General features: G+C 35.7%; 15 protein-coding genes. 11 read left to right on the top strand and 4 right to left on the bottom strand.

Features of this window, described 5'->3' with window-relative positions; translation table 11 throughout:
• The first annotated feature begins 186 nt into the window (after positions 1-186).
• The 9 genes from potA (at position 187) to ACZ76X_RS07980 (ending at position 9,150) form a co-directional block, all read left to right on the top strand.
• A complete protein-coding gene (gene potA, locus ACZ76X_RS08020) occupies positions 187-1,170 on the top strand; it encodes a spermidine/putrescine ABC transporter ATP-binding protein PotA (RefSeq protein WP_479850122.1) in 984 nt (327 codons plus the stop codon).
• On the top strand, positions 1,167-2,015 hold the full coding sequence (gene potB / locus ACZ76X_RS08015; RefSeq protein ID WP_000715494.1) for a spermidine/putrescine ABC transporter permease PotB: 849 nt from the start codon (positions 1,167-1,169) through the stop codon (positions 2,013-2,015). Before potA ends, potB begins: the two co-directional genes overlap by 4 nt.
• 6 nt (positions 2,016-2,021) lie before the next feature.
• The gene (potC, locus tag ACZ76X_RS08010; protein WP_000714198.1) at positions 2,022-2,822 is read left to right on the top strand and encodes a spermidine/putrescine ABC transporter permease PotC; all 801 of its coding nucleotides are present in this window, start codon (positions 2,022-2,024) and stop codon (positions 2,820-2,822) included.
• Between the two features lie 38 nt (positions 2,823-2,860).
• Positions 2,861-3,910, top strand: coding sequence for a spermidine/putrescine ABC transporter substrate-binding protein PotD (gene potD, locus ACZ76X_RS08005; RefSeq protein ID WP_074607970.1), 1,050 nt, complete (start codon positions 2,861-2,863; stop codon positions 3,908-3,910).
• A gap of 59 nt (positions 3,911-3,969) precedes the next feature.
• On the top strand, positions 3,970-4,617 hold the full coding sequence (locus ACZ76X_RS08000) for a phosphatase PAP2 family protein (protein WP_142337616.1): 648 nt from the start codon (positions 3,970-3,972) through the stop codon (positions 4,615-4,617).
• 108 nt (positions 4,618-4,725) lie between these two features.
• Positions 4,726-6,918: an MMPL family transporter gene (locus ACZ76X_RS07995; RefSeq protein WP_479850121.1), complete on the top strand. Its 2,193-nt coding sequence runs from the start codon at positions 4,726-4,728 to the stop codon at positions 6,916-6,918.
• A gap of 102 nt (positions 6,919-7,020) precedes the next feature.
• On the top strand, positions 7,021-7,437 hold the full coding sequence (locus ACZ76X_RS07990; RefSeq protein WP_098670152.1) for a histidinol dehydrogenase: 417 nt from the start codon (positions 7,021-7,023) through the stop codon (positions 7,435-7,437).
• A 98-nt stretch (positions 7,438-7,535) separates the two neighbouring features.
• On the top strand, positions 7,536-8,459 hold the full coding sequence (locus ACZ76X_RS07985) for an RluA family pseudouridine synthase (protein ID WP_479850120.1): 924 nt from the start codon (positions 7,536-7,538) through the stop codon (positions 8,457-8,459).
• Between the two features lie 85 nt (positions 8,460-8,544).
• Positions 8,545-9,150 (top strand): DUF1648 domain-containing protein, encoded by a 606-nt coding sequence (locus ACZ76X_RS07980; protein ID WP_479850119.1) that lies wholly within the window; start codon positions 8,545-8,547, stop codon positions 9,148-9,150.
• Positions 9,151-9,190: 40 nt separating this feature from the next.
• Here ACZ76X_RS07980 and ACZ76X_RS07975 read toward each other — a convergent pair whose 3' ends face one another.
• The 4 genes from ACZ76X_RS07975 to ACZ76X_RS07960 all read right to left on the bottom strand — a co-directional run bounded on the left by ACZ76X_RS07975 (position 9,191) and on the right by ACZ76X_RS07960 (position 14,454).
• The gene (locus ACZ76X_RS07975) at positions 9,191-10,018 is read right to left on the bottom strand and encodes a CAP domain-containing protein (RefSeq protein ID WP_479850118.1); all 828 of its coding nucleotides are present in this window, start codon (positions 10,016-10,018) and stop codon (positions 9,191-9,193) included.
• 465 nt (positions 10,019-10,483) lie between these two features.
• Positions 10,484-11,812: a (Fe-S)-binding protein gene (locus ACZ76X_RS07970; RefSeq protein WP_479850117.1), complete on the bottom strand. Its 1,329-nt coding sequence runs from the start codon at positions 11,810-11,812 to the stop codon at positions 10,484-10,486.
• Positions 11,809-13,221, bottom strand: coding sequence for a glycolate oxidase subunit GlcD (glcD, locus tag ACZ76X_RS07965; RefSeq protein ID WP_479850116.1), 1,413 nt, complete (start codon positions 13,219-13,221; stop codon positions 11,809-11,811). Before glcD ends, ACZ76X_RS07970 begins: the two co-directional genes overlap by 4 nt.
• Positions 13,222-13,338: 117 nt before the next feature.
• The gene (locus ACZ76X_RS07960) at positions 13,339-14,454 is read right to left on the bottom strand and encodes a CdaR family transcriptional regulator (protein ID WP_479850115.1); all 1,116 of its coding nucleotides are present in this window, start codon (positions 14,452-14,454) and stop codon (positions 13,339-13,341) included.
• A 136-nt stretch (positions 14,455-14,590) separates the two neighbouring features.
• Here ACZ76X_RS07960 and ACZ76X_RS07955 point away from each other — a divergent pair, with 136 nt between their 5' ends.
• Positions 14,591-15,565 carry a YncE family protein gene (locus ACZ76X_RS07955; RefSeq protein ID WP_479850114.1) on the top strand — a complete coding sequence of 325 codons (975 nt, stop codon included), beginning with the start codon at positions 14,591-14,593 and terminating at the stop codon, positions 15,563-15,565.
• A complete protein-coding gene (locus ACZ76X_RS07950) occupies positions 15,558-16,229 on the top strand; it encodes a response regulator transcription factor (RefSeq protein WP_098670160.1) in 672 nt (223 codons plus the stop codon). Before ACZ76X_RS07955 ends, ACZ76X_RS07950 begins: the two co-directional genes overlap by 8 nt.
• Positions 16,230-16,232: the final 3 nt, after the last annotated feature.

The raw sequence follows: 16,232 nt of genomic DNA, 5'->3' as shown, positions 1-16,232 counted from the left end.
GAAGGGGTTTTTCTGTTCGAGATTATGTATCATGCGAAAATGAATCAAACATACTACATAAAGAATAGAAGTGAACGCTTGCTAAATAACCATTTTTGTTTGGATCGAAACAAAAAATAGTCTATAGAACATAAATATGTATTCATGAATATAAAAATTAAAATTTAAGGTAGATTGGACGGGAAAATGAAAAAGATTATTAAAGTTGAAGCAGTAGAAAAACATTTTGGAAATCAAGTGATTATCCCACCGCTTTCTTTAGATATTAAAGAAGGGGAATTTTTAACGATTTTAGGGCCGAGTGGTTGCGGAAAAACGACGTTACTTCGTATGATCGCAGGATTTGAAACCCCAACTAAAGGGAATCTTTTGTTAGATGATGAAAAGATTAACGATTTGCCACCATATAAACGTCATATGAACCTAGTGTTCCAACATTATGCGTTATTCCCACATATGAATGTGGAGAAAAATATTTGTTTCGGTATGAAAATGCAGAAAGTATCGGCAGCAGAGCAGAAAGAGCGTGCTGAAGAGGCAATGCGTTTAACGCAGTTACTTGAGTTCCGTAATCGTAAACCTGCAAAGCTTTCTGGTGGACAGCAGCAGCGTGTAGCAATTGCGAGAGCGATTGTAAATAATCCGCGTGTATTATTACTAGATGAGCCACTTGGGGCGTTAGACTTTAAGTTAAGAAAAGACTTGCAACGTGAATTGAAAAACTTACAACGTAATTTAGGAATTACGTTCATATACGTAACGCACGATCAAGAAGAAGCGATGAGCATGAGTGATCGTATCGTTGTTATGAATAAAGGACATATTGAACAAATTGGAACGCCGAAAGAAATTTATAATAAGCCGAAAACATTGTTCGTTGCGACATTTATCGGTGAAAATAATATTGTGAAAAACGGGGAAGGCTATGTAGCAATTCGCCCTGAAAACGTAAAAGTGCGTTCGGTTGAAGAGCCGGTTTTAAAAGAATACCATCTTGGACATATTGAAGACATTGAGTTTGTTGGAAATATGGAAAAGCTTTATGTACGTGATGAGAAAACATCAGAATTACTAATGGCATATCAAACTGCTGAAGAAGCAGCGCAGTGGAGCATTGGAGATAATGTATACGTAGGCTGGGAGCAAGAGGACGAGGTGACCTTAAATTGAAAAAAGGGAAATTACTCGCACTACCTACAGTCGCGTGGCTGTTAATATTCTTCCTAATTCCCCTTCTGTTTGTATTGGCATTTGCCTTCATGCAGCGCGGAGCATATGGGACAGTGGAAATGCAATTTACATTAGAGAACATAGCACGTGTATTTGATCCATTATATATGGGGACGTTATGGGAAACAGTGAAAATTGCGGTTATTACGACAGTAATATGTTTACTAATTGGTTATCCATTTGCGTATACAATTACAATTGTTGATCGTAAATATCGTTCCATTCTTTTATTATTGGCAACGATCCCGTTTTGGATTAACTTCCTTGTTCGTTCATACGCATGGATTGTTATTTTACGTTCACAAGGTCTTGTAAACACATTGTTATTGAAGCTAGGCATTATTAGTGAACCGTTAAATTTACTATACAATACACCTTCTGTAATACTTGGGATGGTATATTCTTTATTACCATTTATGATTTTACCGGTGTATGCAGCGATTGAGCAGCTTGATAAGCGTAAGCTAGAAGCAGCCTATGATTTAGGGGCGACACCAGTAAAGGCATTTTGGAATGTAACAGTACCAATGACGATGTCAGGGATTGCTACTGGTTCTATTTTAGTGTTTGTTTCTTCTATCGGAATGTTTGTTGTATCAGACGTTATGGGTGGATCGAAAGTAGCATTAATCGGAAACGTAATTCAAAATCAATTCTTAGGAGCGCGTGATTGGCCGTTTGGATCTGCGTTATCTATGATTGTTGTTCTATTCTCTGTTCTGTTAATTTACTTATATTATCGTGCAACGAAAGTATATAAATATGATGGGAACGGAGGGGAATAGGCAAAAATGAAGAAGTTTTTAGTTTCTTATTCTTGGTTAATTTTATTGTTCTTGTATTTTCCAATGATGGTTTTAATGGTATATTCCTTCAATGATTCTCGCATTAATGCGGAATGGGAAGGGTTCACATTCCATTGGTATACAGATTTATTTCAAAAACAAGATGTTATTGATGCATTTGTAAATAGTATGACGATTGCGATCGTAACGACGATTGTAACGACTGTTCTTGGTGTGATTTTCGCAATTGCATTACATCGTTATAAATATCGTTATGAAGGGGCCATTAACGGTCTTGTGTATTTACCAATTTTAATTCCTGATATTTTAATGGGATTATCTTTACTTATTTTATTTAGTCAATTAGGTATGGAGCTTGGTAAAACAACAATTATTATTGCACACATTACTTTTAGCATTTCATTTGTTGTCGTTATTTTAGCAGCACGTCTTTCTGGTATGGGACGTGATTTAGAAGAGGCTGCGAATGATTTAGGAGCAACGCCGTGGCAAACATTTCGTTTTGTAACGTTCCCAGCGATTGCACCTGGAGTTATTTCGGCTGCATTATTAACATTCACATTATCAATTGATGATTTTGTAATTAGTTTCTTCGTATCAGGACCAGGATCAACAACATTGCCATTATACATTTACAGTATGGTTAAGCGCGGAGTATCACCAGAAATTAATGCACTTTCTACAATTTTAATTGTAGCTATCGTAGGATTAATGGTTCTATCTGAAATCTTCCGTAACAAAGGTGCAGATGGTGAAGAAAACTCTGGAGGACACCTTCCTTTATAATACGAACGATATAGAAAGTACGAGGGGGTAATAAACCGATGAAATTAATGAAAAGATTAGCCGGCGCAGCAATTAGCTTTAGCCTTGTTGCTGGTGTACTTGCTGGTTGTGGTGAAAAAAAAGAAGAGTTAAACATTTATAGCTGGGCTGACAATTTTGATGAGCAAGTGCTAAAAGATTTTGAAAAGAAATATAACGTGAAAATAAACTATGATAAGTATGCAAGTAATGAAGAAATGCTTGCGAAATTGCAAGCTGGTGGTGCGAAGTATGATTTAATTCAGCCATCTGACTACATGGTTAAAACAATGGCGAAAATGGACTTATTAGCACCGTTAGATAAGAAGAATATCCCGAATATCGAAAATATGGTTTCTAATTTCAAAACACCTGCGTTTGATCCAGAGAATAAATATTCTTTAGTATATACTTGGGGTGTAACAGGAATCGCATACAATAAAAAGTATGTGAAAGAAGCACCTACAAGCTGGGCTGACTTATGGAATGAGAAATATAAAGGGCATGTAACTTTATTAAATGATTCTCGTGAAGTGTTAGGAATGGGTCTTAAAAAGCATGGTTTCTCAAACAGCACGAAAGACGATGCGCAGTTAAAGACAGCAGCAGATGATTTAAAGAAGCTGCTTCCAAACTTATTAGCATTTGATACAGATAATATTAAACAGAAATTTATTACAGAAGATGCGTGGATCGGAACAGTTTGGTCTGGAGATGCAGCATTTATCGCTAAAGATAATAAAGATGTAGAGTACGTTGTACCAAAAGAAGGCGGCACAATTTGGGCTGACACGTTAGCAATTCCAAAAGGCGCGAAAAACAAAGAGCTTGCAGAGAAGTTTATGAACTACTTATTAGATGAAAAAGTAAGTGTGAAAAACTACGAGTCAATTGGATACAGTAATCCAAATGAAAAAGCTCATCCTCTTCATAGTAAAGAATATCGTGATAACCACATGATCTTCTTAACGAAGGAAGAATTAGATCGTACAGAATGGCTTGTTGATGTGGACGATAAGTTAAAAGACTATGATCGTTACTGGACAGAGCTAAAAACAAAAGGTAAATAAGTAAGAAAATGCGGTTTCTACAGTAGAAATCGCATTTTTTCATAGTAGGAGGAAATCGTTTGAAGAAGAAGTTACATCAATATGAGCTAATATGTATCGCTTTATTACTTGCTGTATTTGGCATTGTTGCTTGGCGCGTACATGCGGGTGGCGTTACAGTGATGGATACATATGTCCGAGGATTAGTAAAAGGAGTACAAACAGAAGAGTCGTTTGCATTTTTCTCACATTATACAAAATTAGGGTCTGCCATTGGAATCGTAACTACGCTCATTATAAGTTTACTTGTTTTTTGGAGAAAACGTTATTTTGCTGCGATGATTGTATATCCTATGGGCATTTTAGTAACACATCTTGTGAATAAAGGAATAAAAGAAATTGTGAAAAGAGATCGTCCTTCGTTAAACGAAGCGTTGGATGCACTTGGATATAGCTTTCCTAGTGGACATGCAATGTTATCTATTATGACATTTGGGTTTCTTGCTTATATCATTGCGGCAAATTTGAAGAGTGTAACAGGGAAATATGTGATAACGATTTTGATGGGAATAGTCATTGTATCGATTGGATTAAGTAGAGTTATATTAAATGTACATTATCCAACTGATATTTTAGCTGGTTATTGCGTAGGTGGTATTTTGTTAATTATGGCGATTTATTGCCATCGTTTACTTACTGAGAGACTTGGTCTTAATAAAGAGAGATAAAAAACGTCTGGAAAACTATTATTATAGTGTTTCCAGACGTTTTTTGTTTGTATGAAGATGTGATACATTATAAGAAACAATTGAATTATGTAAAGTAGGTGAAAATGTGTGAAAACAAATGTACATAAAGTAGATAAGTGGGGGAAGTTAGGCGCTTTTTTATATCAGTTTCGTTATACAGTAATTGTAGCATTACTATTGCTTGCGATAGCACTCGGTATTTTCGCTCCAAAGTTACCGGGAGTATTAGGTGGTGACGGTTTCCAAACAGAAGGAGACTATCAAAAAACGAAAGAAATTTTAGATAAAGATTTTAAGAGGTCTCAAGATACGCTGTTACTCGTTTTTGAAAAAAATAAAGGTGTTTCACATGAGGAATTTCAAAAGCAAGTAGAGGGAATTGTAAAAAATGTACAAGAGAAAGAGACATATGAATCTTTCCATCATCCAGTGCAAAATAAAGAAATGTTACAAGATGATATCGGCTATGCGACAATTTTATTTTCCGGGAAAACAAATAAGGAACGAATGGAAAAGACGTTACAATTTGCTGATAAAGTCGAAAAGGAAAGTAATGCATCGTTAAAAGTAACGCCTACAGGATTTCCGAAAATTAATCAAGAGATTAATGAAAGAACGCAAAATGATTTAAAAGTAGCAGAGATGATTGGATTACCAATTGCATTTCTCGTATTACTATTTTCATTTGGTAGCCTTTTGGCATCTATTTTACCAATTGTAAATGGGGCACTTAGTGTTATTAGTACGATGGGCATATTATACTTTATAGGTGTCGATAAGGAACTATCTATCTTTGTGTTAAATGTTGCACCGATGATTGGACTTGCGTTATCTATTGATTTTGCACTATTATTTGTAAATCGCTTTCGAGAGGAAGTTGCAAAGCGAACGGTAAAAGAAGCAATAGCAATTACATATCAGACAGCAGGGCGTGCAATCGTATTTTCAGGATTATGTGTATTTGTTGGATTATCCGGTTTGTTCTTCTTTAAAATTGATTATATTCAGTCAGTTGCAATTAGCGGAATGATTGTTGTGATTATGAGTATCTTATTTTCACTCACACTCCTTCCAGCGCTATTATCCTTAATTGGTAAACGAATATTAAAAAAGAATCAAGTAGCACATACGCCGGCAAAGGCGTGGCGTAAATTTGCACAATTTGTAATGAAACACCCAATTGCGATGATTATTGTTGTTACAACATTTATTGTGATTTGTTTATTACCATTACGTACAGCTAATTTACAGTTCCCCGACGTAGAAGCTTTACCTAAACAAAGTGATACAAGAATTGCATATGAGAAGTACGAAGAGGCATTTAATAAAACTGCAAAAACACATGCTGATGTTACGTTAGTGGTAGAGACGAAAAAAGATATGAAAGAAAAAGAAAGTTTACAAAAGGTAGAAGAAGTCATTCAAAAGTTAAAAGATGATAAAAAAGTGCATGAAGTAAGAAGTTTATACGACGGGTTAACTGGAATGAAAGCAGATCAAGTTGCTGGAATATTAGCGTCGCCAGAAGTAGCAAAGCTAGCTCCTATATTTGAAGCATACACGAAAGGGAATAAGACGACGATAGAAGTCTTTCTAAAAACAAAACCACGTGATGAAACTGCTAAACAGTGGGTTCGTGATTTTAAACAAAATTATAAAGAAACAGATGTTACGTATTATTTAGGCGGAATGACGACGTTCCAACAAGAGTTAGAAGATGAAATTAAAGATAAAGTTGCAATTGGGATGTCTGTTATATTTGGATCGACCTTTGTTATATTATTATTCGCATTCCGATCTATACTCATTCCAATTAAGGCAATTATTATGAATATACTTAGTTTAAGCGCAACAATTGGAATTGTTGTTTGGTTATTTGAAGGTGGGCATTTCGGTTTAGAAGCAAGTCCTGTTCTATTTGTCTTACCAATCTTCATTTTCGGTCTCGTATTTGGGCTTAGCATGGATTATGAAGTCTTTCTTATTTCACGTATCCATGAATTATATGAAGAAACAGGAGATAACGATCAGGCGACGTTAGAAGGACTTGTTTCAACAAGTAGAATTATTACATCAGCTGCATTAATTATGATCGTTGTAACGGGCGCATTCGCCTTTACTGATATTTTACCAGTAAGACAAATGGGGCTTGGTGTTGCATTAGCAATATTCCTTGATGCAACAATTATTCGTCTTATGCTTGTACCAAGTTTAATGAAATTGTTTGGAGACTGGAATTGGTGGTTACCATTTCGGAAGAAAAGAGAAAAATCATCGTAAAAAATACTCATCTATAAGATGAGTATTTTTTTTATGAATAGCAAGACCTACATTTTGCAAATAGTATGTGATAAGAACATTACATATAAGTAGGTGAAGGCAATGTTTCGTTATTTTAAGTTTAAGCTAAATGATACAGTACAGTTTGCAGAAAACGATGGGCATATGTACCGCATTGTCGGTTATCGGTTAGAAAAAGGGTTTTATCCAAAAGATGAATGGACTCATATCATTTATGAATTGCTTAGAGATTTTGATGGGTATACGATGGATGCGGAGGAAGAGGAACTTGTAAAAGTTATTCAAGTAGAGGATGAGTATTACAAAATACAAGAAGTATCGGGCTATCGTTATCCAGTAAAAATGAAACAAAAACAACAAGTGATGAAAGCAGAAAAGATGGATGACTTATTAGATACGTATAATGATTATAAAAGATTGGCGGATTTCTTTAAAGATTTATCGTATGAACAAAAAGCGGAAGAAGTATTGCAGGAAATGAAAAAGCGTAGAGCGTGAGGGACAGTCTATTATAAGACTGTCCTCTATTTTTGACGGTGCATCAAAGTCTATTTTCCGTTACAATGAGAGAATCAATAGAAATAAGGTGATACAGTATGGAAACGAAGAAGAAGGGTGAATGGTGCGAAATGACTGTTCCAGCGAAATGGAATGGTATAAGCATTGAGTCATTATTAAAAATAGAATGGGAAATACCGAAAAAGTTGTTACATCAGCTTCGTATGGAAAAAGGTGTTACTGTTAATGGAGAACAGAGAAGATGGAATGAGCTTTTAAAAGAGGGCGATAAGTTACAAGTCCATATGTTTATGGAGGAAGAATACGATGTAGAGCCTGAGTATGGTGAATTACATGTAGTGTATGAAGACGATCACGTACTCATTGTAAATAAGCCTGAGAAGATGGATACGCATCCTGCTGAAAAAGGCGGGATGGGAACACTTGCAAACCTTGTTGCCTTTCATTTTCAAATGCAAGGTTTAGAGACGAAGGTTCGTCATATTCATCGGTTAGATAAAGATACGACAGGTGGTGTCGTGTTTGCGAAGCATAGAATTGCTGGTGCAATTATGGATCGTTTATTAATGGAACGAAAAATTAAAAGAACATATGCGGCGCTTGTGGAAGGAAAAGTAAAAAAGAAGCAAGGAACAATTGACGCGGCTATTGGAAGAGATCGTCATCACGCGACGAGACGACGTGTTTCTCCAAAGGGAGACCAAGCTATCACATTTTATAAAGTAGAGAAGTACTTTAAAAATCAAAATGTTACGCTCGTAACGTTACAATTAGAAACAGGTAGAACTCATCAAATTCGTGTTCATATGAGCTATAATGGTAATCCATTAATTGGGGATGTATTATATGGTGGACAAACGAAATATATGTCTAGGCAAGCGTTACATGCCATGAAGATAAACTTCTTACATCCCATTACGAAAGAAGAAATCGAAGTGGATGTACCATTTCCTATAAAATTAAATGATACAATAAAAGAATTTCAAAGAATGAATGCATAAAGTGTAAGGTTGAGAAAAGTAGATTCTTGCAGGAATTTCTCTAAAAGAAGCGAAGCCGTTAAGAGAAAAGAGAGGTGAGAATTGCTTGGTCAAATATAAATATATATTAGGAATATTATTCGCTTGTCTTTTAGTTACTCTATGCCTCTATCCATATTTACCAAATGAGATGGCCGTACATTGGGATGAAAATGGTGGGCCGAACGATTTTATGAGTAAACAAGTTGTTATAGCATTTATTCCTTTTTTTCTTATTTTTTTACATGGATTGATGTATATTATTTCACATAATATATATAAGTTTAATGAAGGCGAGCATGTCATTATAAGTGGATTTCTAAAGACGATTACTTTATTTATGTTGTTTATCCATATGCTCATTCTCTTTATTAATTTTGGAAGTATGATATCCTTTCAAACAGGACTAACAATTGGGATTAGTATGTTTCTGTTTATGCTTAGTAAGTTGTTTAAACAAGTTCAGAGTACGGAAAAAGACCTAATCAAATTACAAAAGATCCGTTTAGTGAGTAGGCGGATTTTTCAAGTGATGGCATGTAGTATATTATTTTCATTATTTTTGAATTTGAAGTGGGGGTTTTATGTATTACTTAGTGTAATAAGTAGTGGTTCTATTTTGTTCATGTTTTACATTTTATACTCATACATAATAGAAAGTTATGAAACATAAAAAAGAGTCTTCTCATTATGAGAAGACTCTTTTAAACTATTTACTTCGTAATAAATTGTTGTGTCCAGTAGTTGCCGCTTTCTACGTAGCCAACACCGATGTGAGTGAAACCGTTATTTAAGATGTTTGCACGGTGTCCAGCGCTATTCATCCAAGCTTGTACTACTTCTTCAGGTGTACGTTGGCCTTGAGCGATGTTTTCACCTGCAGATGTATAAGAAATACCAAATTTCTTCATCATGTCAAACGGAGATCCGTAAGTAGGGCTGTTATGATCAAAGTAGTTGTTTTTTTGCATATCTTCAGATTTAATACGTGCTACTTTGCTTAATTCAGTATCGATTTTTAAAGCTGATAAACCTTGTTTTGCACGCTCAGCGTTTGTTAATTCAACAACACGTTGTTCGAACTCACTTAAAGATTTTGCTTCTTCAGCAGGCTTTTGCTCAGCAGGTTTTTGTTCAGCAGGTTTTTGAGTATTGTTGTTTTCAGCAGGCTTTTGAGCTTCTGGTTTTTGAACTTCTTCAGCAGGCTTTTGCTCAACTGGTTTTTGCTCAGCAGGTTTTTGAGTTTCTGGCTTAGCTGTTGGTTGCTCAGTTACAACATTTTCAGTAGGTTGTTGACTAGGAATATAGCAATTTGGTTGGAAGTTTCCTTGTTGCCATTGTGCTAATGATTCCACGCCCATAGATTGTAAGAATGCTTGTAATTCTTGTTGGCTCATTTGCTTCATCATCACTTTTGAATGCTGAATATTTTGAACCTTTATATTAGATGGTTGTACTGTTGCAGCTTGTGCATCTAGAGAAGATACTCCTAAAGTAAGAGCTGTTGCAGCAGCTACAGATAATAAAACACGCTTTTTCATGATGTGTGTCCCCCTATGTAAAGTTTTAATTTGTTTTCACACGATTTGTTTTTGACAGCCTGTCTGACTGACAAATTCATCGTAGCATACAATTTGCGAGAAAAAAGATGGAAAAAAATTCATAGACTTTAAAATTACCTAATTTATCCTAAGAGGGGAAAAGAGGAAAAATAAGAGAAACATAGAGTATAAAAGGAATTTTCAGCATTTTTATACTATGTTATAGGAGGTGATTTTTGGATAAATTTACCTAAAAATAAAATAAAGAATCCTATTGTATCAATGGTTTGAGAGGTTTTTTGAGGAATATAATGGATTGTTTTTTACAAAACTGTAATGTTTCTGTTGTTCTTTTTTATAATAAAGTAACATATTTTTAATGTTGTAGAGGACAAAAAAGCGGCTATCTCTTTACGTAGACGAAGGAGATAGCCGTTTTCTTATTATTACGTATGTTACGAGTTATTACGAGTTGGTTTCAATTGCTTCTAATAATAAATCTACAATATGAATTCCTCTCATTTTATGAGAAAGACCTTCTCGCTCAATACCTAATTTCATTTGTAATAAACAACCTGGATTTGCGGTAACAATGGTTGCTGCGTCTGTTTCATGCACACGATCCATTTTGTAATCTAGAAATTCCATTGATAACTCTGAATGAACAATATTGTAAATACCAGCAGAACCACAGCAGCGATCCGCGTCTTTCATTTCACGGTATGTTGCGCCTTGAATTGCTTCTAGTAACATACGAGGTTCTGAAGATGTTCGCATAACATTGCGTAAATGACAAGAGTCTTGATACGTAATAATTTGCGGCGTGAGTCGTAAGTCAGTTCGCTTGTGGAAGTCTAATTCTACTAGAATAGCGGTAATATCTTTAATTTTAGAGACAAACTGCTTCGCACGTTCAGCCCACTGTGGATCATCTTTTAAAAGATAATCGTAGTCTACGAGGTAAGCTCCACAACCACCAGCATTCGTAATAATATAATCGATGTTTAAATCTTCGAATGCTTTTATATTGCGTTTCGCTAATTCTTTTGCTCCGCTTTTCTCACCAGCATGCCCATGTAATGCCCCGCAGCAACTTTGTGTTTTCGGAATAACGATATCACAACCAGCTAACTGAAGAAGTTTCATTGTTGCATTATTTGTTTCTAAAAACATCGTATCCATTAAACAACCTGTGAAGAATGCAACTTGTTTCTTTTTTGTACTTTCAGCATGTAAAAATTCAGGGCGATCTTTCATTGCTTTCATTTTAGGGACTTTTGGTAGAACGAGATCCATCGTTGCAAGTGTTTCAGGGAATAGTTTCATAATTCCTGTTTTATGTGTTATCGTTTGTAAACCAGAACGCTGATAAAATCCAATTAGACCGGTTAATGTTCTCATTCGATTTTGATGCGGGAAGAGTCCTTCAAAAACGACTTTACGAACAGCTCTCACTGGCACCGAAAACTTTTTGTTTTGATTTATAATATCACGAGCTTCTTCTAATAAATGTCCATAATTCACACCAGATGGACAAACAGGTTCACAAGCACGGCAACCGAGGCAAACATTTAATGTATTTTCAACATCTTCATCTGGTTCAATCAAACCGTCAACGACCGCTTTCATTAACGCGATACGTCCTCGTGGTGAATGTGATTCTTTATACCCAGATTGAATGTAAGTAGGGCAAGTTGGTAAGCAGAAACCGCATCGCATACAGTTTAGTAGTTCATCTTCACTTAATCGTTCTTTAAATTCCTTTTGAATGTTTTCTTTATTTAATGTTGTCATCGCTCAACCACCACTCTTTTACGAGTGTCCTTCGCGAACATCTTTCCTGGATTCATAATGTTATTTGGATCGAAGGCTTGTTTAATCCCTTGCATTGCAGCAATACCTTCTTTACCTAATTTCATTTCTAAATACGGAGCTTTCATCGCACCAACACCATGTTCGCCAGTAATTGTGCCGCCAAGTTCGATTGCTTTTGCAAATATTTCAGCAAAAGCTTGTTCAGCTCGGTGCATTTCTTCTTCATTACGAGCATCTGTCATACAAGTTGGATGTAGATTACCATCACCAGCATGTCCAAACGTACAAATAGGAATATTATATTTTTTTGCAATGGCATTAATAGCTTCAACCATCGGAGCGATTTGTGAACGTGGCACAGTTGCATCTTCTAGTATTGTTGTAGGTTTTAGTCTTGCAAGTGCTGATAGTGCGCTACGGCGAGCAGTACGAAGCGCATCTGCTTCCGCTTCATCTTTTGCAACGCGAACATCGACTGCATTCATAGAGCGGCAAACGTTAGCCATTTTTTCAATATCTCGATTGACAACTTCAGGTGGACCATCTTGTTCAATTAATAAAATTGCTTTTACGTCAGTTGGTAAACCGATTTGTGCAAACTCTTCTACAACTTCAATTGTCGGCTGGTCTAAAAACTCGAGTGTCGCTGGAATGATTTTATTTGCAATAATAGAAGAAACAGCGCGTGCAGCTTCATTAATATCTTCATAGAGCGCAAGCATCGTTTGCTTCGTTTCAGGCATAGGAACCAGTTTTAATATCGCTTCTGTTACGACGCCAAGTGTTCCTTCAGAACCGATAAATAAACGAGTTAAATCGTAACCAGCTACATCTTTTGCTAATTTACCGCCAGTACGAATCATATCGCCATTTGGTAAGACAAGTTCAAGACCCATCACATAATCACGTGTTACGCCATATTTTAATCCGCGTAATCCACCTGAGTTTTCATTAATGTTACCGCCAATTGTAGAAATTTTCATCGAGCTTGGATCTGGTGGATAAAATAAACCTTTTTCTTCTACGGCTTTAATAATATCAAGTGTAATAACACCAGCTTGTACAGTAATGGTTAAATTCTCTTCATCAATTTCTAAAATGTTATTCATATGACGGAAGATAAGGACGATACCGCCTTCAAGTGGACATGTTCCTGCGCAAAGGTTTGTTCCAGAGCCACGAACATATACAGGAATGTTGTGAGTGTTACATACTTTTAACACTTCTGCTACTTCATTTGTATTACGAGGAGCAATGACTGCATCAGGCATTGCTTGGAAGTTTGGAGTGGCATCATAACTATACGTTAAACGCCCCATATTGGATGTATCTACATTATCTTCGCCAACAATGGATACGAATGAATGAATAATTTGCTTTTCTAACATTGGAAATCCCCCTCAACCTGTTAACGTAATTAGTCATAATAAAAAACGTTGTCACAGTGCTTTCATTATAATGATAAAAAAGTTGGAGGATTCTTTCTATGTATAATCATCTAAAGATTAATCTGTTTTATCATTCTTTTTTGTGTGATTATCTAATAAGAGGAGCGAGAAGTATAAAATATTTAAGTCTTTGAATTGTTTCGGATCAAGTCCTGTATGCTCCTCAATTTTTTTAAGCCTGTAATGTAATGTGTTAATGTGTATATGTAATTGCTCAGCTGTTTGTTTATAAGATTGGTTATAATCAATAAATAAACGTAAAGTGTGCATAAGTTCAGGCGATGCTAGTAAGTTTTCGATCGTGCGTCTTAGAAACTGTTCCCGCGTTTCAGCAGAAATATCTTGTAAGCACATTTCTAAACGTAAATCTTCATTAAATACAATTTTTTTCGTTTCAAGTGATACAGAAAGAGCTTGTAACGCTTGTTCGTACGATAAGTTCATATTGTTTGGCGTAACGGTTTGTCCAATCCCGATATATAAAGGAATAGAAAATAAAGTTTCACAGTCTTGTTTTAATCGTTTTAAAAATTGATACGTTTGCTCTTTGGAGTTCGTGGCTGTAAATAAAATAAATCGATCATTTCCCCAGCGAACAAATAGATGCTCCTTTGTTAATAGATTGCGTACGTGTTGCCAAACTTTACGCTGAAGCATCGTGTCATTTTGATCGATTGAGAACAAAATAAGTTGTTTCTTCTTATATAAATCAATACCAAGTGTTTTTGCGCGATCAAGAAAGCTTGGAGACCAGTCTGTATTTTGAAGCCAATCAAAGACAAATGCTTCATAAGAACGATGTTCAAGTTCTAGTTGTTCTAAAAAGTAGTTTTCGTGAATGAGTAGTTCGGTCATTTTACGTAATATTTCTCCGTATTGTGAAATATTTTCAGGTTCACCTGTAATTCCAATGACACCAATTACTTCGTCATGGAATAGTAAGGGGAGGTTCATACCCGCCTTTACGCCCTGTAAGCATCGTTCATCCTTTTTTGTAATAATGACAGTTTTCTTTTGTTTCGCACAGCGGAGTGCACCTTCATGAAATTGACCGATTCTTTCTACATCTGTACTTGCGATAATAACGCCTTGTATATTAATAATAATGATATTTTCTTTAATTAGTCTGCGTACTTCTCGTACAATTTTATTCGCTAAATCAGGAAAAAGCATAATTTGCACACCTCAAATTCTATTTGTTGTACATTATATATGTAAATGATGTAAGAAAGGGAAATTTCACACTTTCCACACATTTATTTGTTATTTTACAATTATAACGAAATCATCCGAAGATGGAGGGAATCTTTTGAGAAAGTATGTTTTTCTTCTCTGTTTTTTATTTCTATTAGTAGGGTGTCAAGGAAGTTCATATACACCGATTGCTAAAGATAAAAGTGTTATTATAACAACGAATATAAAAGAAGGTAGTCTTAGTTTTGTAGATAAACAAACTAAAAGGTTAATTACGACATGGGAACTTAATGAGCCAATGGCAGGAACCCTACTACTTCCAAACGGTGAGGACATACTTGTATATGGTAAGCAGTTAGAGTACATGTATGTATATTCACTAGCAGAAGGAAGGCAAGTGGAAAAATATAAAACGGGAAAAGGCATTGTAAATGTTGTCGTATCAGAAGATAAAAAACAATTATTTGCTGCCGATCAAAATGCTCAAAAGGTAAGGTTTTTTACGATAAAAGGAAAAGAGACGGGGAGTGTGTCAACCGGAAAAGGACCAATAACGATGGTAGAGCACGATAACCAGTTATCTGTATTAAACTTTTATGATACGAAGCTAACGACAATTGATACAAAGAAAAAAGAAGTGGTCCAATCCTTTATGATTCCCCCAGCGTCAACTGGAGCGACAATTAGTCCGAATGGGAAAGAAATATGGATTGGCGGGCATGGTGATGGAAATCAAGTGAATGAGAAAGTATTAGTGTATTCTTTGCAGAGCGGGGAAATGGTACGTTCTTTACACGCCCCGTTTATGCCTGTGAATATAACGAATGATAATAAGTATGTATATGCATTAAGTCACGGCTCGAATATGCTTAGAAAGTTTGATGTTAGCACGTATAAAGAGGTTGCTTCTGTAGAAGTAGGATCGAACCCATTTGCATTTTTGAAGAGCGGAGCAGAAGGCTACGTAGCAAGCTATGATAGTGATGAAGTGTGCGTCATAGATATGAAGAATTTGAAAATAAAACAAACAATTAAAGTCGGAAAAGGGCCGTTTCAACTCATAGAGAGAGAAGGGAAGGACAATGAGTAAATATAGGGTGCTAGTTGTAGATGATGAAAGTGATATGAGACAGCTTGTTGGAATGTACTTAGATAATTTTGGGTACGAGTGGGGAGAAGCTGAAAATGGAAAAGAAGCGTTACAAAAATTGGAGAAGAATCATTATGATTTCGTTGTACTAGATATTATGATGCCAGAGATGGATGGACTTTCAGTTTGTAAAGAAATTAGAAAAACGTCAGATGTACCAATTATATTTTTAACAGCAAAAGGTGAAGAGTGGAATAGGGTGAACGGCTTACGTATGGGAGCAGATGATTATATTGTAAAGCCATTTAGTCCTGGAGAATTAATTGCTCGTATGGAAGCTGTGTTAAGACGTTATACAAAGCAAGAACAACAAGAGGAAGTTCAATTTGGACCGATCCTTATTAATGAAAAAAGTAGGAAGATTGAGGCAGATGGTGAACCGATCTCTCTTACAGTAAAAGAGTTTGATTTACTCTATTTTCTTTGTCAACATACGGGACAAGTATTTAGCCGAGAACAATTGCTGGAAAAGGTATGGGGATATGATTATGCCGGAAGTACAAGAACGGTAGATACGCACGTGAAAACAATGCGTTTGAAACTTGGAGAAAGTGGAAACTACATTCAAACTGTTTGGGGTGTAGGCTATAAATTTGAGGTGTAACAT

Source organism: Bacillus sp. BC05(2025) (assembly GCF_056725905.1).
Note: the sequence above shows the minus strand (reverse complement) of the source record. Positions and strands in the feature narration are given on the sequence as shown.